General features: G+C 57.6%; 16 protein-coding genes. All 16 read left to right on the forward strand.

What is annotated here, in order from left to right:
- Positions 1-270: hypothetical protein (locus JS541_RS09635; protein ID WP_214374250.1), on the forward strand; the 270-nt coding region annotated here is incomplete at its 5' end.
- A gap of 40 nt (positions 271-310) precedes the next feature.
- Positions 311-1714, forward strand: coding sequence for an AAA family ATPase (locus JS541_RS09640; RefSeq protein WP_214374251.1), 1404 nt, complete (start codon positions 311-313; stop codon positions 1712-1714).
- Positions 1715-1743: 29 nt separating this feature from the next.
- Positions 1744-2190 carry a type II toxin-antitoxin system antitoxin SocA domain-containing protein gene (locus JS541_RS09645; protein WP_214374252.1) on the forward strand — a complete coding sequence of 149 codons (447 nt, stop codon included), beginning with the start codon at positions 1744-1746 and terminating at the stop codon, positions 2188-2190.
- A 183-nt stretch (positions 2191-2373) separates the two neighbouring features.
- Entirely contained in the window at positions 2374-2676 is a 303-nt protein-coding gene (locus JS541_RS09650; protein WP_214374253.1) for a hypothetical protein, read from the forward strand.
- 375 nt (positions 2677-3051) lie between these two features.
- The gene (locus JS541_RS09655) at positions 3052-10812 is read left to right on the forward strand and encodes a hypothetical protein (RefSeq protein ID WP_214374254.1); all 7761 of its coding nucleotides are present in this window, start codon (positions 3052-3054) and stop codon (positions 10810-10812) included.
- A gap of 187 nt (positions 10813-10999) precedes the next feature.
- Entirely contained in the window at positions 11000-15388 is a 4389-nt protein-coding gene (locus JS541_RS09660) for an InlB B-repeat-containing protein (protein WP_214374255.1), read from the forward strand.
- 175 nt (positions 15389-15563) lie between these two features.
- Entirely contained in the window at positions 15564-16217 is a 654-nt protein-coding gene (gene ssb / locus JS541_RS09665; RefSeq protein WP_214374256.1) for a single-stranded DNA-binding protein, read from the forward strand.
- 214 nt (positions 16218-16431) lie between these two features.
- Complete coding sequence (locus tag JS541_RS09670) at positions 16432-17814, forward strand: hypothetical protein (RefSeq protein ID WP_214374257.1); 1383 nt, start codon at positions 16432-16434, stop codon at positions 17812-17814.
- Positions 17811-18332, forward strand: coding sequence for a hypothetical protein (locus JS541_RS14845; RefSeq protein WP_240539316.1), 522 nt, complete (start codon positions 17811-17813; stop codon positions 18330-18332). Before JS541_RS09670 ends, JS541_RS14845 begins: the two co-directional genes overlap by 4 nt.
- Before the next feature lie 118 nt (positions 18333-18450).
- A complete protein-coding gene (locus JS541_RS09680) occupies positions 18451-19098 on the forward strand; it encodes a CHAP domain-containing protein (protein ID WP_240539317.1) in 648 nt (215 codons plus the stop codon).
- 179 nt (positions 19099-19277) lie between these two features.
- Positions 19278-19646: a hypothetical protein gene (locus JS541_RS09685; RefSeq protein ID WP_214374259.1), complete on the forward strand. Its 369-nt coding sequence runs from the start codon at positions 19278-19280 to the stop codon at positions 19644-19646.
- Positions 19647-19753: 107 nt separating this feature from the next.
- A complete protein-coding gene (locus JS541_RS09690; RefSeq protein WP_346428305.1) occupies positions 19754-20191 on the forward strand; it encodes a DUF4234 domain-containing protein in 438 nt (145 codons plus the stop codon).
- 33 nt (positions 20192-20224) lie between these two features.
- The gene (locus JS541_RS09695; RefSeq protein ID WP_214374261.1) at positions 20225-21934 is read left to right on the forward strand and encodes an HNH endonuclease family protein; all 1710 of its coding nucleotides are present in this window, start codon (positions 20225-20227) and stop codon (positions 21932-21934) included.
- A complete protein-coding gene (locus JS541_RS09700) occupies positions 21927-22655 on the forward strand; it encodes a C40 family peptidase (RefSeq protein ID WP_240539318.1) in 729 nt (242 codons plus the stop codon). The genes JS541_RS09695 and JS541_RS09700 overlap by 8 nt, the downstream gene beginning before the upstream one ends.
- Before the next feature lie 478 nt (positions 22656-23133).
- Positions 23134-23619 carry a DUF805 domain-containing protein gene (locus JS541_RS09705; protein ID WP_214374263.1) on the forward strand — a complete coding sequence of 162 codons (486 nt, stop codon included), beginning with the start codon at positions 23134-23136 and terminating at the stop codon, positions 23617-23619.
- A gap of 17 nt (positions 23620-23636) precedes the next feature.
- Positions 23637-23969: a hypothetical protein gene (locus JS541_RS09710; RefSeq protein WP_214374264.1), complete on the forward strand. Its 333-nt coding sequence runs from the start codon at positions 23637-23639 to the stop codon at positions 23967-23969.
- The last annotated feature ends 36 nt before the right edge of the window (positions 23970-24005 follow it).

Genomic DNA, 24005 nt, shown 5'->3' on the forward strand with positions numbered 1-24005 from the left:
ATACCGCTCGCGGCGCGCCTCGCACATCAGGCTCCGGGTCGCGTACTTGACACCGTCGAACACCCACTTGCCCACCTGATCTCTCCTCTCGGATCATCAGGCGTTGCAACGATCACTGGAACCCGCCAGCATCGCCTCCATATCAGACAGCAGGATACGGTATTGGCTCCGGCGGAGACTTATGAGGAGAGCTGTTTTTCATGTACGTTTGCATTATGGGATGTCTTTGCCTCCCACACGATCAAAGCCTATAATGAAAAAGCAGTATAAAATAATCGTTTTCGCATTATAGGAGAGGATCCGGTTTGGAATGACAAGACTGATCAGACTGACAATGACCAACGTTCGCAATGTCAACCACGGGCGAATCACCTTCCACACGCTCCCGATCGGAGGCTGCGTGACTGGCATCTACGGTCAGAACGGATCAGGCAAAACCACCGCCATCGACGCGATCAGCATCCTCCAGACGCTCATGTCCGGACATTCCCTCGACTACGAGACGCAGGAGACGATCAACCCGGACCGACAACCACTCGAACTCGAAGCGACCTTCCACATCAATGACGAATACCTCTCATATCACGTCACGATCGGCCTCGACGACGGAACGCCTATGATCCTCGAGGAGGAAATCAAAACCGGTTCGACCGAAAAACGGCTGGGCCGGCCGATCATCTCATGGCACCCCAGCGACGATCTGACGCTCAACGTCAAACCCGGATATCTGTGGGATACGCTCGCCGACCATAGGAGACTGGAACAGCGACTCATGTTCGCCAACCGTGACGGACGCCTACAGCACCGGTCATTCGTCTTCTCACGGGAACTGACCCAAGGATTCGACCATGACCTCGAAACCGTCAGACGACGGCTCCCGTCACGAGCCGGAGAGGCGCTGGACTCGCATCCCAACCTGTTCTCCCTGCTCGCCGAACTGCGCCGGTATGCGGAACGGGACATCGCGATCCTGACCACCGGACGCGGCGGACAGGTCGCATTACATCGGCTTCCGATCGCCGTTGACGATCTCCAGGAAGGCGGATACGATGACCGACTGTACGAGGTCATGCGCGAAACCATCACCCTTCCACCAGAAAACGCGCGACGGCTCCACGCCCAGATCGACACGTTCAACATCATCCTTCCCGCGATCATCCCCGGACTCACTTTGGAACTGGCCGACAGGGGAGAGGATGATCTGGACGACGGCTCCACCGGCATCCGGGTAAGCCTCCGATCCCGACGCGGGAATGCGACGATACCGTTCCGCAAGGAATCCGAAGGCGTGCAGCGCATCGTATCCATGCTCACCTTCCTCATCCACGCGTACAATGATCCGGATGCGCTCATCGCCATCGACGAACTCGACACCGGCATCTACGAGCATCTGCTCGGCGTGCTCATCCGGGAATTCGCCTTGAACGCGCGCGGCCAGCTTGTGTTCACCGCGCACAATCTGCGCATCATGGAGACAGTGCCCCAGCCGTCCAGAATCGTCGTGCTTACCACGACCGATCCGAACCGACGATTCATGCCGTTCCGACACGTCGCCACGACCGGCAACGGACGCAACAGGTATCTGACCGCCATCGACCGCAATCTCGGCCCAGTGATCCTGTACGAGAAACCATCCGAGGCTCAGATAAGGGAAGCTTTGCTCATCGCCGGTCAATCCTTCGGATTTGCCTCAGCCTCCGATCCCAAGGCATAATGGGAGAAAGCTGATGGGAGGTGAGAGACATGGCAAGCGTGTTCGACGTGGCCGCCTATATTCTCGACAAACAGGGGACAATGACCACGATGAAATTGCAGAAGCTCGTTTACTATTCGAAGGCATGGCATCTCGCATGGACTGGCAACTCTCTGTTCCCGCAGAGAATTGAGGCGTGGGCGAATGGCCCGGTCTGCCCGGACCTGTATCAGGAGCATAAAGGCGAATTTCGTGTATCGCACCTCCCATCCGGCAAGGGGAATCCTGCGAATGTGACTGATGATGAAAAGGCCAGTATCGACTCTGTGCTGAATGCTTATGGCGACATGCAGCCATACGAACTCATTGACCAGACTCACTCAGAGGCTCCTTGGCGTGATGCTCGTAGAGGAGTTCCTGATGGAGCGAGAAGCCATAATGAGATCACCGATGCCGCCATGTATGACTTTTACAGTTATCCCGACGCGGATCGATGACATATGTCTGACCGTAGGGGCAAGAGAAGAGTTCGCAAACAGGAATCCTCTGATTCGAGACGAGTTATACGACAAACTTCGGCCGACCGGCGCGAACCGATGTTGATCAGACCGTCGTTCAACCGTGAGATGATACGTTTTCGTTTCGATTTGGTTGATTTCTCCGACTGGTGCATGCATGACATGACCAAACCGCAGCATAAACAAGTTCTAAAAAGACTTCAACACATCGAAGCCGAGACGCTGGAACAAGCTCGAGCAAACGATGATGTCGGTGACTATCCGGTGGAAGAACTAAAAGCCAAGAACTCTTCCGCCTATTCGAAGTATTTGAGGATCGTTCCTGATGCCGAATGTTTATGCAAGGTTGTCATTGGTAACTCGCAATCGGAGCGGATCTTCGGTTATAGGGAAGGCAATGTCATCCATATCATTTGGTATGACCCCAATCATGACGTATGGCCTGAGAACAAACGGAAACGATGATTTGGTCACCACTTACCATGATCGTTTTGGCTGTCTGCTCGATAATGTCCCGTATGAGCTGAAACGTACGGGTTGAAACCGTACTCAAGATCCCGCCGCCGCTCCTCCGACAGTCGGATATACAAGCGAATGCGATCAGAGAATGATAGCGAATGATCGCCGGCAGTTTTCATAGGCGGAAGGATTCCAAGTCTGGTCATCCCCCCATTCTAACTAAAAGGATGGGGTGCATTCCCTGACAACGACAAACCGCGACTTCGAAAATCAGCGCCCAACCGTTTCTTCCCGATTTTTTCAACCCGAAAACAATACGCTGAATCAGTCTCCTAGCGTGAATGGTGTTCAACAAACACATCTCATGTTAGGAGATCAGATATGGGGAAACCTTTCAGCACAGCATCCCCAAGGGATAAGGGAAGCGGCTGGTTGAAAAATCTCGGCAAACGTGCGGTGGCGTTGACTGCCGCCGTTGCCACTCTGGCTGCTGGTTTCGTGGGCGCGAGCGTCGCGCACGCGGAGCAGACGGATGGCGGCGCGATCGGCATGCCGGGTTATACGGCGAACAGTAGCTTCAGCGTGACGTTTCCGAACACCGTGAATTATCATGGCGCGTTCGGCATCGGCCCTGTCGCGACCGTGGATGGCCGGTACGCGTACTGTGTGGAGGCGGATACACTGTATACGGGCGTCGTCGGCACCTGGTCGGATCTGACCGACGATGACGCGAAGAAGGTCGCGTGGATCGCGAGCAACAACAACGGGAATCCTGATGATCTCACGCAGGCCGCGATCGCGTACCTCGTGCATATGAAGCTGGACCCGCAGGGCGCGACGTTCATGAACGCGTTCGCCACGGCCGGCCTGTCGAACGGCGACTGGAATCAGGTCGTCAACAAGGCCAACGAACTGTGGAACGACGCGAAGAACAACATGCCGAGTCAGGTGAACGCCTCCGTGGAATACACCACGGCGAAGCGTACCGGCAAGTTCAACCCCGGCATCATGAATGCGAACGGCGGCTGGGTAAGCGGCGTCGCATATACCGTCAAGATAAATGGTCCGGCTGTTTGGGATTCGAACGGGAGCGACACCTACTCTGGTGTGACCACCGGTTCCGAAGAGCATCTGGCATGGCATGCGACCGGCAGCGGCGAAGTGAAAGTCAACATCTCTTATCAAGACCTCAAGGCGGAGAGACTTAACAGCCCAAATCAGGATCTCCTTCGGTTCTCTGATCCTGAAACGGTCACCAACACCGCCTCGTTCAAGGTTGAGAATGCCTTCCAGCCGACGATCGCGAACACTCAGGTCACGTCCAAAGGCGTTGATGCGGGCGGCACCGTCGCCGATCAGGTGACATCCGGAGGCACGTCATGGCCGGCCGGCACCGAAGTCAAGGCGAAAGGCTACTACTATCACATCAACGGCTCCTTCACCCGGATCAGCCGAAACAACGACGAAAGCGCATCCTCATATCTGAACCGGGTCACCGCCCGATACGGCGCGCCGGTCGCGACCGCCAGCCTCACGTTCACCGGCAGCGGACAGACCAAGACCGCCACCGCGAAGAAGGCCGACGGCACCGACTACAAGACCAGCAACGACGGCGGAACCGGCAGCTGGGTGTGGGTCATCGACAAGAACGACCAGCCGGCCGCCACCATCGGCCAGATCGCCGGGGACGCGATCCACGAGATCGGCATCGCCAGCGAAACCAGCGTCATCATCACCCGCCCGAACCATGATTCCGTCGTACTCGAACAGCAGTCCGGCATGAACAAGGACATCATGGACACGATCACCATCGGCGGACTCCCCACCGACTACGGCAGCTTCAAAGGCGACAACGACTTCGGAGCCGACGCGAAGGCAAAGATCCGCGTCTGGTGGGCCGGCAGCGGCACCGGTGATCGCAAGCAGGACGAAGCCTACAAGCCGACCAGCACGGAGGAACCCAAGGCGGACGATCATCACAAGCTCCTCGGCGAATGGGAGGTGCCCGCAGGCAACGGCACGTACAAGGTCGGCGGCGGAGTGATCACCTTCCGCCAGAACAACACCGGCACAGCGAAGACCGTCGCCACCAACGTGAACATCAGCGCGAAGGATCGCACACGCACCGGCTACTACGTGTTCGTCTACGACTTCCCCGGCTCCGACCGCGCGCACGCGTTCAAGAGCGCGTACAACGACCCGTGGGAGCGCAGCTTCGTGTCGCAGGATGACACGCCCGTCGATCTCACGTCCAACGTGAGCAAGACCGAAGTCGCCCAAGGCGAGGAATTCTACGACGTCGCCCACATCAGCGGCACCGTCACCCGAGGTAGCTACGTGACCTTCACCGCCTATGACGCGGTCACCGGCAGCCCCAATACGGGAGCCGCGAAACTCGCCGACAACATCAGGGTCAACATCACGGACGCACAGGCCGACAACTCCAACGTCAAGGCGTTCGACGTGATCGGCCCCAAGGTCAAAACCAACACGATCGGCAACGTGTACTGGCAGGCCCGCCTCTACGACGCGAACGGCAACGAACTCGCATCCCACCATCTCGGCATCGAGAACGAAACCGTGATCGTACGCGGCGTAAGCGTGACCACCAAGGTGAGCGACAGCATCGTCTACCCCGGTGAGAAATTCCACGACACCGCGACCATCACCGGCAAGCTCCCCACCGGCGCATACGTCACCTTCGACGCATACGGCCCCGCCGACCGGTACACGACCGGCATGACCAAGCTCCTCAACGGCGCGAAGGTCACAATCCCCGCCGCGAAGACCGCGAACAGCCAGTGGAACACGAGCATCGACATCGACAGTCCCGACGTCACCGCGTCGAAGGCCGGCGACGTGTACTGGGTCGCGACCGTCCACAAGGCAGACGGCACCGTGCTCGCCACGCACGAACCGGGAGCCACCGGCGAAACCGTCCACGTCATGAAGCAGGGCATCACCACCCATGTGAGCCAGACCACCGTCGGACTGGGTGAGAAGTTCACCGACAAGGCCGACATCTCCGGCACCGTGCAGGCGGGCGACTATGTGCTGTTCCGCGCCTACAATCCGGTCGACGGCCAGCCCGACACGACTGCGGGACTCCTCCTCAAGGACACGAAGATCGTCCTGACCGCCGCGCAGGCCACCGCATCCAAGACCGGCATCGTGACCGTATCCAGCCCCGAAATCTCGACGGGCAAGGCGGGCCACGTGTACTGGCAGGCCGAACTCTACGCGAAGGACGGCACCCTGCTCGCCACGCATTCGCTCGGACTGCCCGAGGAGACCGTGACCGTCGTCCCGCCGTCGATCACCACGAACGTGAGCGACGTGAACGTCGGCATGGATGAGAAGTTCCACGACAGCGCGATCGTCACCGGCAAGGTCCTGAAGGGCAGCAGCGTGCGATTCACCGCATACAAGCCCGTCCAAGGCGCTCCCGACACCAAGGCCGGAGTGCTCTACACGGAAACCGTGAAGATCACCGACGCTCAGGCATCGAAGAGCGGCACGACCCCGTTCACCGTCAAATCCGGTGAAACGCACACCGGCACGCCCGGCAAGGTGTACTGGATGGCCGAACTCCTGAACCCAGACGGCACCGTCATCGCCAAGCATGATCTCGGCCTGCCGACGGAAACCGTCACCGTCCGCCCGCCGGTCATCACCACCCATGTGAGCAGCACCGACGTCGGCCTGGGACAGGAATTCTCGGATAAGGCCACCGTCACCGGCAAGGTGCTGGAAGGATCCAGCATCCGCTTCACCGCCTACAATCCGGTCGATTTGGATCCGGACACCAAGGCCGGCGTGCTCTACACGGAAACCGTGAAGGTCACCGCCGAACAGGCCAAGAACAGCGCCACCACGCCGTTCACCGTCGCCTCCAAGAAGACCAGCACCATGACCGTCGGCAACGTGTACTGGCTCGCCGAACTGTTGGATCCGAACGGCAAGGTCATCGCCAAGCATGACCTCGGCCTGCCCGAAGAGACCGTGCGCGTCACCCCGCCGAAGATCACCACGCAGGTCACCCGCACCACCGCCAAGCCCGGCGAGGAATTCGCCGACAAGGCCACTATCAGCGGCAAGGTCGAACGCGGAAGCTACGTCACGTTCACCGCATACAAGCCCGTCCCCGGAGACCCCGACACGACCGTCGGCAGACTGCTCGACAACGTGAAGGTCCCGATCGCGGACAAGGACGCGGACGCGAGCGCGAAGATCGACTTCACCGTCACCAGCCCCAAGACGAAGACCATGGAGTCTGGCGCAGTGTACTGGCAGGCGATCCTGTACGCGCCGAACGGCAAGGAGATCAGCCGGCATGATCTTGGCCTCCCGTCGGAGACCACGTTCATCCAGCCGGGCGGCATCGTCACGTCGACCGCACAGAAGCTCGGCGCGACCGGCGAACAATTGTACGATGAGATCACCGTGTACGATGAAACCGCTGCGGAGGAATCCACGGACGGCGTGGTGCATGAGGGTCAGGGCAACAGCAATCCGACCGGCGTGATCGGCCGTATCCCGCAGCATTCGACCGTCACCGTCGAAATGTACCGTCAAAGCACGGAGGACAACGGCGATCAGGGCATGTACAAGATCGCCGAGAAGACCGTCACCCTGGACACGAACAAGATGACCCCGATCAAAGCCGGCCAGACGGGCAACCGCCCGGGCAAGCTCACCGTCAAGGTCACCGACGAAAAGTTCAAGACCGACAAGGCGGGCATGATCTACTGGAAGACCACGCTCAAAACGTCCAACGGCGCGGTCCTGGACCAGCACATCTACGGCGAGTGGAACACGGATCACAAGACCGGCTACAAGTCGTACGAACGGACCCCCGTCCAGAAGTATTCGACCACCGTGTCGAAGAAATGGCTTTCCGACGCTGACTCCAAGTACGAGGACAACACGCTGCAGGTGTACGACGTGCTCCATCAGACCGCGTACGAGCCGTACAACGACTCGTACCGTGTCGGCAACACCGCCCAAACCCCGGACGGCGCGCGCATGCAGTTCGAAATCTGGAGCAAGGACGGCAAGAACAAGGGCAAGATGGTTCAGTCGTTCGACGCGACCGAACTCCCCAAGCTCAACCGTCTCGGCACCGGCAACAAGCCTGACGACCAGCATCCGGACGCCGGCGACGACACGCTCGACAACTATCAGAACGTGAAGTCGAAGACGTTCACCCTGCCGGCCGGATGGGACGCATCCAAGTACTACTATCGCGTCAAGATCACCGTCCCGACAACCACGCCCGGCACCGGCACGGACAGCACGGACAGGAACCGTGATGTCGTCTGGTACGGCGACTACGACGAGGAGGAGGCGTTCGACGTGATCCACGTGGACACGACCTCAACCGAAACCCTGTGGGTCGACGGCATGAACGTGAGCGACGAGATCACCCTGAAGGGCAACATCCCCGAAGGCATGCAGTACGAGGCCGAACTGTGGCGCACGTCCAAGGACGGCACTCCACGCGAGAACGCCGACAAGACGTACGACGACACGGATCATAACGGCATCGCCAGCGAGAAGGTCGCCACCACTGGCCGACAGGACGTGCCGGCGGAGGCGATCGGCGCACACCTGAACGGCGTGACCTTCCGCACGAAGACCCTCACCTCCCCGGGCGTCGGCTCCTACATCTGGCGTGTCAAGCTCTACTCCCCGGAGCAGCCGCACGACACCAAGAACGGGACCGGAACCGGCGGCGACACCAGCATGCCAGCCGAATCCGGCGTGATCACCGGAGCGATGATGGACAAGGCCGGAGCATCCCAGTACAAGGATGATCCGCAAGGCGGAGACCATTGGAAGCAGGCCAACGCGAAACAGCAGGGCGTCGGCGACGGCTACCCGGATCGCTGGCTTGTCTTCGACGGCAAGAACGTGGATTCGGAGAAATTCGAAGTCATCCGCATCGACACCGACGTGACCGGCACCAACAACATCCACACCTACAAGGATGAGGATTACGTTGACGTCACCCACGGCGCGGACGTGAACGACCATGCGACCATCACCGGATACATGCTCGCCGACTACAAGCTCGGATTCGAACTGTACAAGCAGGCCACCGGCGACAACCCGGAAGACGACCAGAAGATCGCGACCATCGACCCGGTGTCGTTGAAGGAAGCGCAGAAGGAACTCGACTCCGCACCCGCCCACATCACCGACCCCGGAGACTACTATTGGGTCACCGTGTTCACCAAGCCGGACGGAACCCCGTTCCAGCCCGACAACGTGAAGGAATCCCGTTCCGACAAGCGGGTGAAGAGCGAATCGTTCCACGCGATCCGCATCACCACCACAACCGCGAAGTGGACAAGCAAGGGCGGCGAAACCAAGGATGTCGCGCTGATCGAAGGCTGCCTGCCGCAGGACGCGATCGCGAACTTCGAACTCCACGACTACCAGTCGGGCGAGAAGGTCACGGAAACCGGCGAAGTCGAACTGTCCAAGCTTGGCTACAAGACCTGCACGGACGGCAACACCAGCCAGACCGTCGAAAGCCCGACCGTCACCGTGCCCGCAGCCCGCGACCACTACTTCGTCGAAGCGATCCGCTTCCCGAACGAGGACTGGGATCACGGGTTCCATCGCGGCAACGACCGTGTGAGCAACGAGTCCACGCGCAGCATCGAGGCGACCACCGAAACACTGGTCGAGGCGATGCTCGGCGACGCGGTGTCCGACTCCACCGACCTGGAGAACATCAAATACTCCAAGACGGACGGCAAGGACATTCGAGACGATCTGACCGGCCCGCTCACCGCAAGCTGGGAAGTGTGGAAGCAGAACGACGGGGACGAATCCCACGACGTGAAGATCACCACCCTCGCCGACGGCGATCAGGCGATCAAGCTCGAGGACGGTCAGACCATGATCGACAGCCCCGAATACAAGTTCCCGCAAACCGGCATCTTCTACTACCGCGTGGTCATCAGGGATGAGCAGGGCAACGTCATCAAGTACGGCGCGGCCCGCGAACCGTCCGAAACGATCCGCATCATCAAAGCCTGGTCAAAGACCGATGATGTGATCGAGGAAGGCGCGAAACTGGTCGATAAGGTCACCATCGAAGGCCCCGTCGCCGAAGGCACCATGATCAGCTGGGACATTCTGAACATGGACGGCACGGACGCTTCGAAGGACAAGCTCGTCGAACAGTGGAACACCCCCGAAAACGGCGCGTACGTGATCACCGCCAAGGACGCCGCCACCGCCTTGAAGGACGGCAAGGTCACCATCACCAGCCCGAAGGCATACGCCAAGGGCAAGGCCGGCGACCGACCCTACTTCGTGTTCAGCCTCACCAGCCCACGACGCGACGAGAAGACCGGCGAACCGGTCAAGCCCGTGAAGGACAAGAACGGCGTGTACACGACCGCGCACCTCATGTCGAACAGTCTGCTCCCGATCGACATGGACACGACGCCCGGCGGCGACAACACCACGGACGCCACCGACCCGGTGGAACCAGGCGACCCGACCGATCAGAACGACAAGTCCGATCAGGAAAAGGTCGACGGCGATGACGCGAAACCCCAGACGGATGCAACCCCGTTCTACACGGACGTGGCCCGCAACCCCGACGAGACCTCCAGCATCATCAAGATCACCACCACCGCCAACACGCATCAGGCCACTGTCGGCGACAAGATCCACGACACCGCCCACATCACCGGCTACGTGCCAGACGGATACTGCGTCAAGTTCGAATACTGGTCGCAGGACAACGGCAACGACGTGAACAGGGATCAGCTCGTCGAAACCACCGAATGCGCGAAGGTCCCTGCTGGGGCAACGAAGGTCAACTCGGCTGAAATCACCGCCAAGACGGAAGGTGACTTCTACTGGCGTGAACGCCTCATCCCAACCAAGGACAAGGACAAGCCGACCAAGGACGTGAATACCATCACGTACGGCAAGCCTCGCGTCCCGGATGAGACCGTACATGTGCAGCCGCTCGCCAAGACCGGTGTCACGCTCGGCGGCGCTATCGGACTGTTGGGCGTCATCGCAGCCACCGGTGCCGGCTGCACGCTCCTGTCCGACATGCTCCGTCGCCGTCAGACCCGGATGGCGCACGGCACCCACCGCGCATCCCGGTGACCGACTTGGCGTGTGGAGCCGGTTGTGCTGAGCCGACTCCACACGCGAGTCCATTAAGGATGCGGTGAATGGGGGCGGAAACTGATTCGAAAGAAAAGTTTCCGCCCCCATTCCTTTTTCTGATCTTTGCAGTCCGACAATCGAATAAGAAGTATCTTGATACAACCAAGGAAGGGTAGAGAACCTTATGGAGAGGAAACCGGCAACCGTGATCACTGCGGGAATGCTCGCCTTGATCACATCAATGACGATCACCGCAAGCTCATACGCCGAACAACCCACCGCAAACACCGCCACACGCGAAACAGTGATGGCCGCCAATACCCTGCCCGCCCCATCCGGCGCTTACATCACAGTCAACGGCGCGGTATTCAACAGCTTCGACCCGACTCAGGGTGGCACAACCATTAATGGCGCAGTCAATTCCGCTACATGGAATGTCAGCGGCAAGGTCGAACTGCATAACCTGCCCTCCGGATGGACGGTCACCACCGAAATGAGCGAACATCCCGTCAGCGGCAGACAGAGCGCGTTCTACGTGGTGGTCGGCAACGGATACAAATACCGGTGGTGGTTCACCGGAGCCACCGACATCACCCATACCGTTGACGAACTCCGCGACTTCACGCTCACCCATAACGGGAAACGCGTAACTGGAGTGGACACCACGAAGGACGTGACCATCCACGACGCGAGAATGGGTGACCTGTTCGGCTATGAGAACATGCCTACGGCGTGGAGCGTCACATCCGGGGAACTCGACGGAAACAGGGGACACTATTATCGAGTCCAACCGTTGAACGCCTCCACGCCGAAAGTCACGTACACATTCCTCTATGATGCGACGACCACCGATCCGAGCGCCGGTCTGGAGAACATCACCGCATGGCTTGACGACGGAAGTCCGGTCACGGGCTTTCAGCCTAAAAACAAGAGCGGGTATATCCCTTATGGTCATGATGTGACCTTATCGAATTTGCCTTCCGGTTGGACATATGAACGTGATACGAGCATCACCAATCCGGATCGTATGGGGTTCATCATTCACACGTCAACAGGCAGAACCATCGACATGATGTTCTACCGTTCGAATGACTACAAGTGGACGTATTCGCTCTCCCAACTGTCGAAACTGGTCGCTTTAACCGACACGGGGGCGAAGATCAACAATTTCGACTATCAGGGTGGAACATGGACCGTTCCGGCGAACACGACCCGCATCCAATTGGAAAACATTCCAAACGGGTGGAAAGTCACTCCCACCATTACTGACACCCAGTTGAAGTATGTGATCTCCAGTCCCGACGGAAAGATCAGCCGCACCTACCTGTTCAACAAGGAAACCCCGAAATACTCGCAGAATGATCTGAAGAACGTGACGGCCACGGCGAACGGTCGTCCCGTCAACGGATTCAATCCGACCATTTCGGGCGAATGGCCGGTATCGGAAGGTGCGACGGTTGCCTTGTCCGGTATTCCATCCGGTTGGACGAAACAGCATTTGGATGGAACCTTGCAATGGCGTATCGTCAGCCCAGACGGTTCCGTCGTAGTGACATGGCGGTTCATTGAAGTACACGAGTATTCGAAGAACGATTTGAAGAACGTGACCGCCGTCCTGCCTGACGGGTCCAAAGTGTCGGGTTTTGATCCGGTGAACGGTGGAACGTTCACGGTGCCGGCGGGTACGAAATCCGTGTCGTTGGAGAACATTCCCTCCGGATGGTCGAGCACGCCATTGGATTCTGGGATCGGTTTCAAAGTGTACGGCGGGGGATTGTCGGTCACTTACCGGTTCGAACCGGTCGTCCCGGTAACTCATACGGTCACGTTCGACCACGGGTATGACGGGAGGCGTGAGACGGTGACCGTCGCCGATGGCGGAACCGTCTCCTCGCGTACGCCATCCCGTGACGGGTACATGTTCCAAGGCTGGCTGTTGGACGGGAAGGCGTATGATTTCACCCGTCCGGTGACCACCGATCTGACGTTGACGGCCTCGTGGAAGCGTAATCCGATCGAATACACGGTCATGTTCGACACCGGACAAGGGTCCGCCGTTCCATCACAGAAGGTGTTGGAGGGGAATACGGTATCCAAGCCGGCTGATCCGGCGCGCGACGGGTACACGTTCAAAGGCTGGCAGATTGGGGGAGTCGCCTACGATTTCACCAAGCCGGTCACCGGAAACCTCACATTGACGGCCGTGTGGGAGGAGAATCTGCCACCCACTCCGGTCACGCATACGATCCGCTTCGACTCGGCGGGCGGCAGCACCGTTCCCGATCAGACGGTCGAGGATAAGGGCACCGTGCTCATCCCCTCCGCACCCACGCGCAAAGGGTACACGTTCACCGGCTGGCTGTTGAACGGGAAAGCATACGATTTCAACACCCCGGTCACCGGTGATCTCACGTTGACGGCCGGCTGGCGTGAGAATCCGCCCGTCGAACACACCGTCCTGTTCGACTACGCGCATGATAATCTCACCTCGAGCGTGACCGTCACCGACGGACAGTCCGTCACCCGACCGGCGACCCCGACCCGTGACGGGTTCACGTTCAAGGAATGGCAGTCAGGTGGCAAAACATATGATTTCACCACGCCGGTCACGGGGAACCTCACGTTGACAGCCGTGTGGGAGAAGCGGACGCCCGCCACGTATACGGTCACGTTCGACACCGTGGGCGGCAGTCACATCGCATCGCAGACCGTTACGGAAGGTGATACGATCGGGGTTCCCGCGAATCCGACGAAACCCGGCTACACGTTCACCGGCTGGCTGCTCGACGGCAAGACTTATAACCTGTCCACGCCCGTCACCCGGAGTATCATGCTGACGGCCGGCTGGAAGGAGAACGCGCCCGACTCGTACACGGTCACATTCGACCCGAACGGCGGAAGCACGTTGAAACCGGTGACGGTCAAAGCCGGAATGCCGATCACGAAGCCAACTGATCCGACACGTGAAGGTTACACGTTCACCGGCTGGCTGCTGGACGGTCAACCGTACGACTTCACGGCCCCGGTCACCCGGAACCTCACATTGACGGCCAAATGGGAGCCGGTCGCCGTGAAATCGTGGACGGTCACGTTCGACAGTATGGACGGGTCTACCCCGGCCACGACATTGGTGGAGAACGGTAAAACGGCTGTGAAACCGGCTGATCCGACGCGCAGCGGCTACACGTTCCAAGGCTGGCAGGCGAACGGCAGAACGTATGATTTCACTACTCCGGTCACCGGAAACCTCACGTTGACGGCCGTATGGGAGAAGAACGAAACCCCGAAGCCCGTCACGCATACGGTCACGTTCGACACTGCTGACGGGGCGAAACCATCAACGGTCAGTGTGGAGCAAGGCAAGACGGTCGCGAAACCGAAGGATCCGACCCGAGAAGGCTACACGTTCACCGGATGGCTGCTCGACGGTAAACCATACGATTTCACCAAGCCGGTTACAGGTGACCTGACGCTCACTGCAGGATGGTCGAAGACGGACACTCCGAAACCCGTCGCGCACACCGTCACGTTCAACGCGGCTGACGGTGGAAAGCCGACGACCGTCACCGTGGAGCAGGGCAAGACGGTCACGAAACCTGCCGACCCGACCCGCGACGGCTACAAGTTCACCGGATGGTTGCTGGATGGCAAACCCTATGATTTCACCAAGCCGATTACGGGCGATCTCACGTTGACGGCAGGATGGGAGCGGAACGCTGTCAAACAGCATACGGTCACTATCCAATACGGCAACGGCACCACGGACACCCTCATCAGTGTGAACGACGGTAGTACGTTGAAGGAACCAACTGCCCCGACACGTGACGGTTACACGTTCACCGGCTGGGTCGTCACCGGCAAACCATACGATTTCACCACTCCAATCACCTCCGATCTGACGATCACCGCCACATGGGAGCAGAACAAGACCACAATCCACACCGTGACCTTCGACCCGGCGAACGGCAGCCAGCCGACCATCCAGAAGATCACTAGTGGGAAACCAGTGGTCAAACCAGCCGATCCCACTCGAACCGGCTACCGGTTCACAGGATGGATGTTGAACGGTCAACCGTATGATTTCACCACGCCGGTCACCGGTGATCTGACGGTCACCGCCCAATGGAAGGCTGTCAACCCGGAGCCGACACCTGTGGTGAAGCATACCGTGACGTTGAATTACGGGCATGACGGTCTGACCTCAACCATGAGCGTCAATGACGGCGACCTGTTGAACGTGCCATCAACTCCCACCCGTAAGGGTTACAAGTTCACCGGTTGGCTGTTGAACGGGCAACCGTATGATACTGCGTTGCCGGTGTCTTCGGATGTCACGTTGACGGCCGGTTGGAAGCAGTTGGCTGGAGGCAAGGATTCGCCTAAGACGAATGATGTTGGCAGTCGGAAGGAGAATCCAACCAAGAAGGATAAGACCCAAACGGTGAAGCAGGACAAGACCCAAACCTTGTCGAACACCGGTTCCGGGATCATCTCGCAGATTCTCGCCTTGTTCTCACTGGCCGTCGCCGGCCTCATGGCGTTGATCGTGGGCAAACGCCGGAACAACGACTGACAGCCGGACACGGTTCGCATAGCTAGAGAGTGGCCTCATCCTTCTTTTCGTGGAGGATGAGGCCACTTGTTTTCCCCGCCTGACCGCGCGAAACGCGGAACCCTCGCGACACAAAATAAGTTATACTGGAAAAGTCCACATAACAAATGATCCCCAACGACAGGAGCACACTCCCTTGAGCGGAGAAATCACCACAACCATCACAGGCAACATCACCCGAGACATCCAAGAACTCAACACCGGAGGCTCATACGGCGCATCCTTCACCGTAGCCTCCACCAAACGACGCTGGAACAAACAAGCCGGCAACATGAGCGACGCAGGAACCGTCTTCATGAACTGCGTCGCATGGGGAGACCTCGCCCAACACATCATCCAAACCGTCAGCAAAGGCAACCGGGTCATCGTCACCGGTGAACTCGAACAACGCTCATACACCGACAAACAAGGCAACAACCGAAGCAGCATCCAACTCATCGTCCACGACCTCGGGCCAAGCCTCATGTGGGCCACCGCGCAAATCAACCGCATCCAAACCCCAAACAGCGGATTCGCTGGCAACCGACCCCAGAACGGCAATTTCACACCACAACAGAACGCGTATCAGACCCAACAGCAGTACAACAATTTTCAACAGGCGGATCAGTTCGGCCAACTGAACAGCGGCTACTCACAGCAAGCCATGCAACAGGGCCAGTCGGCAACCGACATTTGGGGACGTCCACAAAACCAACTCACCCAACCGGCACAAGCTGCGACACCCGTAACCACGACAGCTTCAACCCCTATGGGCAACGCTGAAGACAACGGATCCGAACCGGAATTCTGACCCACAGGTCGCTTTCATTCCTCACATCAAAATACAGGGCATGCCCCGGCGCATCGGGGAAGCAACGCTAACGGGCATACCCATATCGGTGGATCATCTGCAATGACCATCGTTTCACTAATCCGAAATGTTTTGGGACACGTCAGAGCCTCGGCAATCTAAAACCACTGGCATCGGCAGTTTGACGTGACCGTTCCCCCAAAGGAAAGACCATATGGGCGCAAGAGGTTTCGCGCAAGAAAACCTTGTCGGACAGAAATTCGGCAAATTGACCGTACTGAAGATGATTCCCGGCACTAAGACAAGCGAGGCATCCGTTTTATGCGAATGCGAGTGCGGGAAACTGATAACGGTAATCACAGGCAACTTGAAAGGAGGGAATACTCGAAGCTGCGGTTGCCTTGTCAAAGAAGCGAGGAACAAGGCCGATCGGGCACGACGAGACGGTACCGCTCCGAAAAGAACAACACATCGATACAAGTCGAAAGAACTCGTCGGCAAGAAAATTAACCATCTAACCATCCTTGCCATCGAAGGGAAAAACAAGCACAATCAGACAATGGTCAAATGCCGTTGTGACTGCGGTAACACCATCATTGTCAGAATGTCGTCCATCACAAACGGAAACACGCAAAGCTGTGGCTGTATGCGAGCCAAAGCTGCCAAGCAGACCCACGCCACGCATGGTGACTCTGGTAAGGATTCGGACAACAGACGCCTATACCAAATATGGAATAAGATGAACGTCCGCTGTTCCAATCCCAAAGCACAGTATTACTCTTCATACGGAGGCCGGGGAATTTCGGTATGCGACGAGTGGAAACAGTGGGAGCCGTTCAGAGATTGGGCATTAGACCACGGCTATACCGATGATCTGACCATCGACCGGATTAACAATGAGCACGACTACACTCCGGAAAACTGCCGGTGGGTAACTCCGATGGAGAACTCGAACAACAAGCGGAATAACCTCTATATCATGTATCAGGGCGAAATCAAAACCTGTGCGGAATGGAGCAGATTCTTTTCTCTTCCATATAAGAAGCTGTACGATGACGTCAGGAGTATGTTGGACAATGCCAGCATGACTCAAGAGCACCTCAATCCTATAGAACTGCCTCCGATGACCGGCGATTACGGATATCTGACCGTTATAGAGGATGCAGGTCGAGACGAAAAGGGCAATCGTCTGGTCCGTTGCAAATGCATCTGCGGCACCGTCAAGACGTATCGTCTGTCCACCTTGAAAAGCGGTCGTACGTTGAGCTGTGGTTGCATGAGACGTGTTCTCATGGCGCATCGGAAGGCCAAACATCTGGACAGTGTCCCGGAGTCTGAATTCCATAACTTGTACGGGGTTTGGAAGACTATGCGTCATCGGTATCGGGTTCGGGATAACTGCAAGACGGTTCCCTTTGATGTTTGTGATGAATGGTCGAATGATTGGTTGAGTTTCAAGGAATGGTCAGTGTCTCACGGCTATGAAGTTGGTAAAAAGCTCGTTCGGATCGACAACTCTAAAGGTTACGCTCCGGATAACTGTCTTTGGGTCGTAGAAGGCGCGCCGATATTCAGGTATGAGGGGGTCATCGTGTGAAGTCCCCCACTATTGAGGTTATCTCCGATAATGGATCTTATGTAGATTTATGTCAGAAAAGAAACAAGGAGTTGTGGAAACATGTCCCCCAATCCCAGCAACCGCAATGGTTTACCAAACCAACCCCGTTATCCGCGTCTCACCGCACGACAATGGAAAATGATCCTCTTCAGCGATGTCGAGAAGCCGAAACGGGAACAACCAAGGAGCGAACATTGGCGCAGACAATAAACATCTTCATGGACAACGAACTCATACAATGCCGGATACGCAAAGGCCAACACGTCGGCTTCACGTTCCTTCCAGCCGGCCGTCAAACCGCGCAAGGCCATGAACAGGTCATTGCGAAAGGTGAACTGGAAAACGAGACGGGTCGAGTCATCAACGTGACATGGATGACCCGAGGCGGCTTGTTCAAGAACAAGATCGTCACCAAGCACGCGCCGTTGCTTCGACGGATGAGCGGCGGCTCCTATCGTTTCGATGACATGATCGCATACCCGCGTTTTCTGGATTGAGGTTGAATTGGCATCGCATAAGGCTGCTCCCACTCGTGTTCAACTGCGTCGCCGTCGCGTGTTTCAACGGCGAATGTCGCTCACCTTGTTGGCGTCTTTGATGTTGACGGGGTGTGCCATGTCCTTGTTTCTTCCGTCCACGCAGCAGGCGTCCGCAACCCCGTTTGACTCGTCCACGGCGATCACCCGTTCCGCGTTGACCGCCTCGTCGGACAGTCAGGCCGCATCTCGAGACGCGCAACGTGAACCGTTGGTTCAATCGGATTCGAATGATGGTTCATGGGGTTCGTCCGATGAGGTGGACACTTCGAAGCTCACCTTGTTGAAGGCGTCGAATCCGGTGGTCAAATCGTTGATCAACGGCCGTGATCTTGGTCAGACGCCTGCTAAGTTCAATCCTGATCATACGACCGGCGATTCGGGTAACTCATACCCGTACGGTCAATGCACATGGTGGGCGTACAAGCGTAGAGCGGAACTCGGGTTGCCGACCGGTAGCCGGTTCGGCAACGCGCAGAATTGGCCTGCCAGTGCACGTAGCTTGGGGTATTGGGTTGATTCCACTCCCCGAGTCGGTGACGCGGTGGTGTTCAAAGCCGGCCAGTATGGTGCGGATGCGACGTATGGTCATGTCGGTGTGGTCGAGAAGGTTCACGCTGATGGGTCGATCACGATCAGCGAAGCGAATGTGAACGGTCAGGTCGGACCGTTCAGCCGTGATTTGGATAAGGATCAGGCGTCGCAGTTGGAGTACGTCCACTACTGATCTTCTGATCGAGAGGAACGGGGTTGTCGAGACGGATTTTGTTTTCTTCCGTCTCATGACAGCCCCGTTTTTCTTGTTAAAGTGGAACCGTTCACATAAACGGGATCTTATCGGATAGGAACCTCATGGAATCCTCGGAAAAACTCTTGCCGCCACCGCCTCCCACAAGCGGACGGAACATGATCCAACCGGTCAGCTTCCAACCGACTGTCAAACGGCAGTCCACCGCAGAAACCGGACGGAACACGTACGGGCAAGCGTACATGGAGTACGCGTACGAGGGTCATGAACCGTGGTTGTATGGGATTCTGGCCCTACTATCGGCAGTGTTCTGCCCTCCGGTAGGATTGGCGGTCAGCGTCGTCTGTTCGATCATCCTGCTCAAACGTCATGAGAACAGATCCCGTTCATTCCAGCTTACGGTCGGTGGTATTACCGTCAGCATACTCATCATCGCCATCGTGGCGGTGCTGTTCCTGCTGGCGTGTGGGCTGGTTCCCGCGTTGAACACTCTTGCCGGTTATACGAACCGTCTTATAGCCGGTTGAAAACCCATTAATTCTGGAAGAAGGAACGATCGATCATGTCCAATCCGACTCCGACGGTCAACGTCAACATCAACAGTGGCAGTCAGCCGCAGCAGCCATTCCAGCCGATGCAGCCGACTCCCCAACCTCAACCTCAGTATGCGGCTCATGGCGCGTTGAGCACGAAACGTGGCCTGCTCAAATACATTCTGTTGGGTTTGATCACGTTCGGCATCTACGATATTTGGCAGATGAGCGAGATCAGCACGACCATCAACCTGATCGCCACACGCCGCGACGGGAAGAAAACCATGCATTATTGTCTCATGTTCTTCCTCATCGGCTGGCTGACCCTCGGAATCGGCTGGCTCGTCTGGTATCACAAGCTGAGCGATCGCATCGGCACCGAACTGGCTTCTCGTCGGATCGGCTATTCGTTCGGTGCGGCTGATTTCTGGCTGTGGAACATACTGGGGTCGTTCATCATCGTCGGCCCGTTCGTTTACATGTACAAGCTATTGAAGGCGATGAACCTGCTGGCCGCCGACTACAATCAGCGCGGCTGAACTCGGAGAGAAGAGTCATAGGAGAGTTTCATCATGTCCAACAGTCAAATCAAACGTGCGACGGTCGCTTCACTCCTCGCAGTCGGCCTACTGGTCGCACCGTTCATCCAAACAGTGCAGGCGGATACGCCGGCTCGCGAGGATGCCGTGACCGTGTTGAAGACATTGACCGTCACCCCGAAGCAGACGGATGTTGCAGGCTATTCCCAGTCGAGTTTCAAATATCCGAAGAAACGTCCCGACTTGGGTTCGAAGGCCGACCAGTGGGATGCGATCTACCGGCGTGACTTCGATCCGAAAACCATCAAAATCGGCTCAGATGGTGATGTCCAGTACGGTGAGTTGAAGAACGACCCGTATTCCGGTCAGACGATCACCTACCACAAGGGTGACGGCAGTTCCGTGGACATCGAGCATGTGGTCGCCCGTAGTGAGGCGTGGGATTCCGGCGCGAGCGCATGGTCGCAGGAGCAGCGTGACGCGTTCGCGAACGACCCGTTGGAGCTGATAGCCGTGGACAGCAGCATGAACCGGTCGCATGGTGAGAAGGATGCAGCCGAATGGCTGCCGTCCAAAGGCAACGGTTTGTTCCCCAAGGGGAACCCGGCTTATGACTGCCTGTATGTGGCCCGTCAGATCGCCGTCAAGGCGAAGTACAAGCTGACCGTAGACAAGGCCGAACATGATGCTATGGCGAAGACGCTCGCCTCATGCCCCGGTCAGACCTTGCCGACCGAATCGGATGGCGCATACTGGACCAGTACCACCGGTACGGATGACGGATTGAAATCGGTGAAAGCCACGTTGAACGGCAAGCCGATCGAAGGATTCGACCCGACGAAGAGTGGTGGTTGGATCGTGGACGGTGACCCGCATCAGGTGCGTGTCAACATTCCGGCCGGTTGGACTCCGAACGTTGTGATCGAACCGGTCATGATGGGCGTCATTTTCCAACCCTATCAGCGGATCACTCTCACCAAAGGCGACAAATCCGTCACATGGTCATTCGCTCAACGCAACACGAGCACCGGATTGAAAGACGTGACCGTCACCGAGAACGGTCAGCCGATCAGCGGCCTGTCCGCATCACGCTACCTGTATCATGTGGATGATCCGGATATGCTGCTCCTGTCCAATCTGCCCGACAAGTGGCCCGCCGACTACAAGCGGACGGAAGGCAAAGTCACTTACCGGATCATGGACGAGCACAGGAAGCTCGTCGCCGGATGGACGTTCACCAGCAAGCCGGTGCATACGATCACCGTCAACGGATTCGACCAGCCGATGACCCTGTACGCCGAAGACGGGGAAACCGCGCACATGATCCCATCCGCCCCCACGCTCAAGGATCATGAGTTCGCCGGCTGGCAGTCGGATGGCAAACCGTTCGACCCGTTGCAGCCGATCCATTCCGATCTGACCATCACCGCCACATGGAAGCCCACGGCCTCCAACGGGAAGACGGATGATGATAAGACGAATACCGGCAAGACGGACGAGCCGACATCCACACCAACCGAAGACAATCAGAAGACCGATGCCAAGATTCAAGCCGAAACAGCGGATGGCAATGAACCCGTCCAACTGGTTCGAAAGCCGGTCGACCAGCCGTCCAAGATCGCATCAACCGGCAGCAGCATCGCGGCCGTCACTGTCAGTCTGCTCATGCTCGTCGCCGCCGGTATCGGCGTGATCCTCGTCCGCCGTCGGAACAGGAAGCATGAGGATGACACCATTGAGTAAACGCCTCCCCCTCATCGGACTCACCCTCATCCTGCTCACCGGACTTACAGCCGTCCCCGCATTAGCCGACACCAATGACGGGGACGGCATCGTCAGCAGCAGCCGCACCTTCCCCTCCGTCGGCAAGGTGCGCAAACTGCATTTGACCGAAAGCACTCACGTAGACAATACGGACGGTGATTGGGGCGGCATCGAAAAACTCAACGTGCCGAAAACCGAAAGCACGAAGGAAAAACAAGATCGGATCGCCAAGGAACAAGCCGCCAAAGCCCAAGCCGAAGCTGAAGCAGAGGCTCGAGCCGCAGCAGCCGAATCCATGCGGGAAACCCAAACCGAAGTCAGCCGATCCGACACCCGCACCAAGCTCACATCCAACCCCAATGGGGAAAAGATCGCCGCACTGGCAAGCCAATACGTCGGATACCCGTACGCGTACGGCGGCAACACGCCCGCCGGCTGGGACTGCAGCGGATTCGTCCAATACGTGTACTCCCAATTCGGACTCAGCATCCCCCACGCCTCATATTCGCAACTGTCCATCGGCAGTCCAGTCGGCTCATTGGCGGAGGCGCAGCCGGGTGACATCATCGCTAACGGTTCCCATTCCGGTATCTACTTGGGCAACGGATTGGTTGTGAACGCGTTGAACCCGTATCAGGGAACGCAGATCACCGGAATCGGCGTATACAACGGCGTGTATTCAATTCGCCGAATCATTTAACGAAAGGAGAACCAGCATGGACGATCAACAGTATGGTTCCGATCCACAAGCACAGACACCGATTCCGTCAGCAACGGAACCTGTCGGGAACAACAGTCAGCCGGCATCATCGTACGGACAATCGTCTACCAGATACGGTTACATGCAACAACCGACCACACCGTCCGAAGCACCGTCTCAACCGGTTCCGCCGATGAATAACGGCTATTCGCCGCGATCGGAATATCCACAGGCCGGCCAACCCTACGGGCAATCGCAACCGTATACAACTACAACTCAGAACAGCTACCAGCAGCAACCGTATACGAATACGGGCACGCAGTCACAGCAACCGTACTATGGGCCTCAGCAACCGTATACGCCGACCGGGCCGGCGCAATCACCATATCCCGGTTACGATCCTACTCAATCGGGATATCAGTACCAGCAGCCGACACAATCCCCAAACAGTCCATACGCGCAGTATGCTGCCCCGTACATGCCGCAACCTGTGCGGCTACCGCTATACAACTGTTCATTCAGTGACGCGATCAGCCGCTTCTTCACCGGCTACGTGCAGTTCAAAGGTCGAGCGAGCCGAAGCGAATTCTGGTACGCGTACCTGTTCGTCACGCTCATCTCATTGACGACATGTTGGATACCGTTCATCTCAGTACTCTGGCAGTTGGCGATTCTCGTGCCGACCATTTCGATCAGCGTCCGTCGCTTGCATGATGCGAACATGTCGGGCATATGGTACGCCGCATATTACGGCGTCGGCTTGGTCGCCATGATCCCCACCATGATCGGCTTGTTCGGGTTCGTCGGCAACATGATCTCCTACGATGGTGCCGTGTTCTCGAATTCCGGCTTGTATCTCATGTTGATGACGATCGGCGGTCTGATCGTCATAGCCGATTTCATCGTGTGGATTTGGATGATGACCCGCCCATCCGATCCGAATGGTATACGCTGGGATCACTGACGGAAAGGAGACGCATCATGATGCCGATGCCGCAACCACCGTATCCGAATCAACCGCCCATGCCCATGCAGCCGATGCCGATACCGGAACCATTGCCTCCGAAACGACCGAACGACATGAGCCGGGGTTTCGCCACGGCAGGTATCATTCTCGCTGTGATCGCCGCGTTCTTCGCACTCATCCCCTTGTGGGATAGGGTGAGCGTGTTCGGCGTGATCGGACTCGCATTGGATGTGATCGCCGCCTGCAGTCTGTTCTCCGACGAGAATAGGACGCCAGTATGGGTTGGCGTGATCACGGTCGCCGCAGTCTTGTGTGTCGCTTCGATTCTCGTCGTCGCATTGACTTGATCTTTTACAGTTTGGCCGGCGGAAACCTTGGAAACT

Source organism: Bifidobacterium sp. SO1, assembly GCF_018555335.1.
Classification (GTDB): domain Bacteria; phylum Actinomycetota; class Actinomycetes; order Actinomycetales; family Bifidobacteriaceae; genus Bifidobacterium; species Bifidobacterium simiiventris.

Excerpts from the sequence above, each read along its gene's own strand:
- JS541_RS09640 (WP_214374251.1), top strand. The coding sequence starts at position 311 with ATGACAAGACTGATCAGACTGACAATGACCAACGTTCGCAATGTCAAC.
- JS541_RS09645 (WP_214374252.1), top strand. The coding sequence starts at position 1,744 with ATGGCAAGCGTGTTCGACGTGGCCGCCTATATTCTCGACAAACAGGGG.
- JS541_RS09650 (WP_214374253.1), top strand. The coding sequence starts at position 2,374 with ATGACCAAACCGCAGCATAAACAAGTTCTAAAAAGACTTCAACACATC.
- JS541_RS09655 (WP_214374254.1), top strand. The coding sequence starts at position 3,052 with ATGGGGAAACCTTTCAGCACAGCATCCCCAAGGGATAAGGGAAGCGGC.
- JS541_RS09660 (WP_214374255.1), top strand. The coding sequence starts at position 11,000 with ATGGAGAGGAAACCGGCAACCGTGATCACTGCGGGAATGCTCGCCTTG.
- JS541_RS09670 (WP_214374257.1), top strand. The coding sequence starts at position 16,432 with ATGGGCGCAAGAGGTTTCGCGCAAGAAAACCTTGTCGGACAGAAATTC.
- JS541_RS09680 (WP_240539317.1), top strand. The coding sequence starts at position 18,451 with ATGTCCTTGTTTCTTCCGTCCACGCAGCAGGCGTCCGCAACCCCGTTT.
- JS541_RS09685 (WP_214374259.1), top strand. The coding sequence starts at position 19,278 with ATGATCCAACCGGTCAGCTTCCAACCGACTGTCAAACGGCAGTCCACC.
- JS541_RS09690 (WP_346428305.1), top strand. The coding sequence starts at position 19,754 with ATGCAGCCGACTCCCCAACCTCAACCTCAGTATGCGGCTCATGGCGCG.
- JS541_RS09695 (WP_214374261.1), top strand. The coding sequence starts at position 20,225 with ATGTCCAACAGTCAAATCAAACGTGCGACGGTCGCTTCACTCCTCGCA.
- JS541_RS09705 (WP_214374263.1), top strand. The coding sequence starts at position 23,134 with ATGCCGCAACCTGTGCGGCTACCGCTATACAACTGTTCATTCAGTGAC.
- JS541_RS09710 (WP_214374264.1), top strand. The coding sequence starts at position 23,637 with ATGATGCCGATGCCGCAACCACCGTATCCGAATCAACCGCCCATGCCC.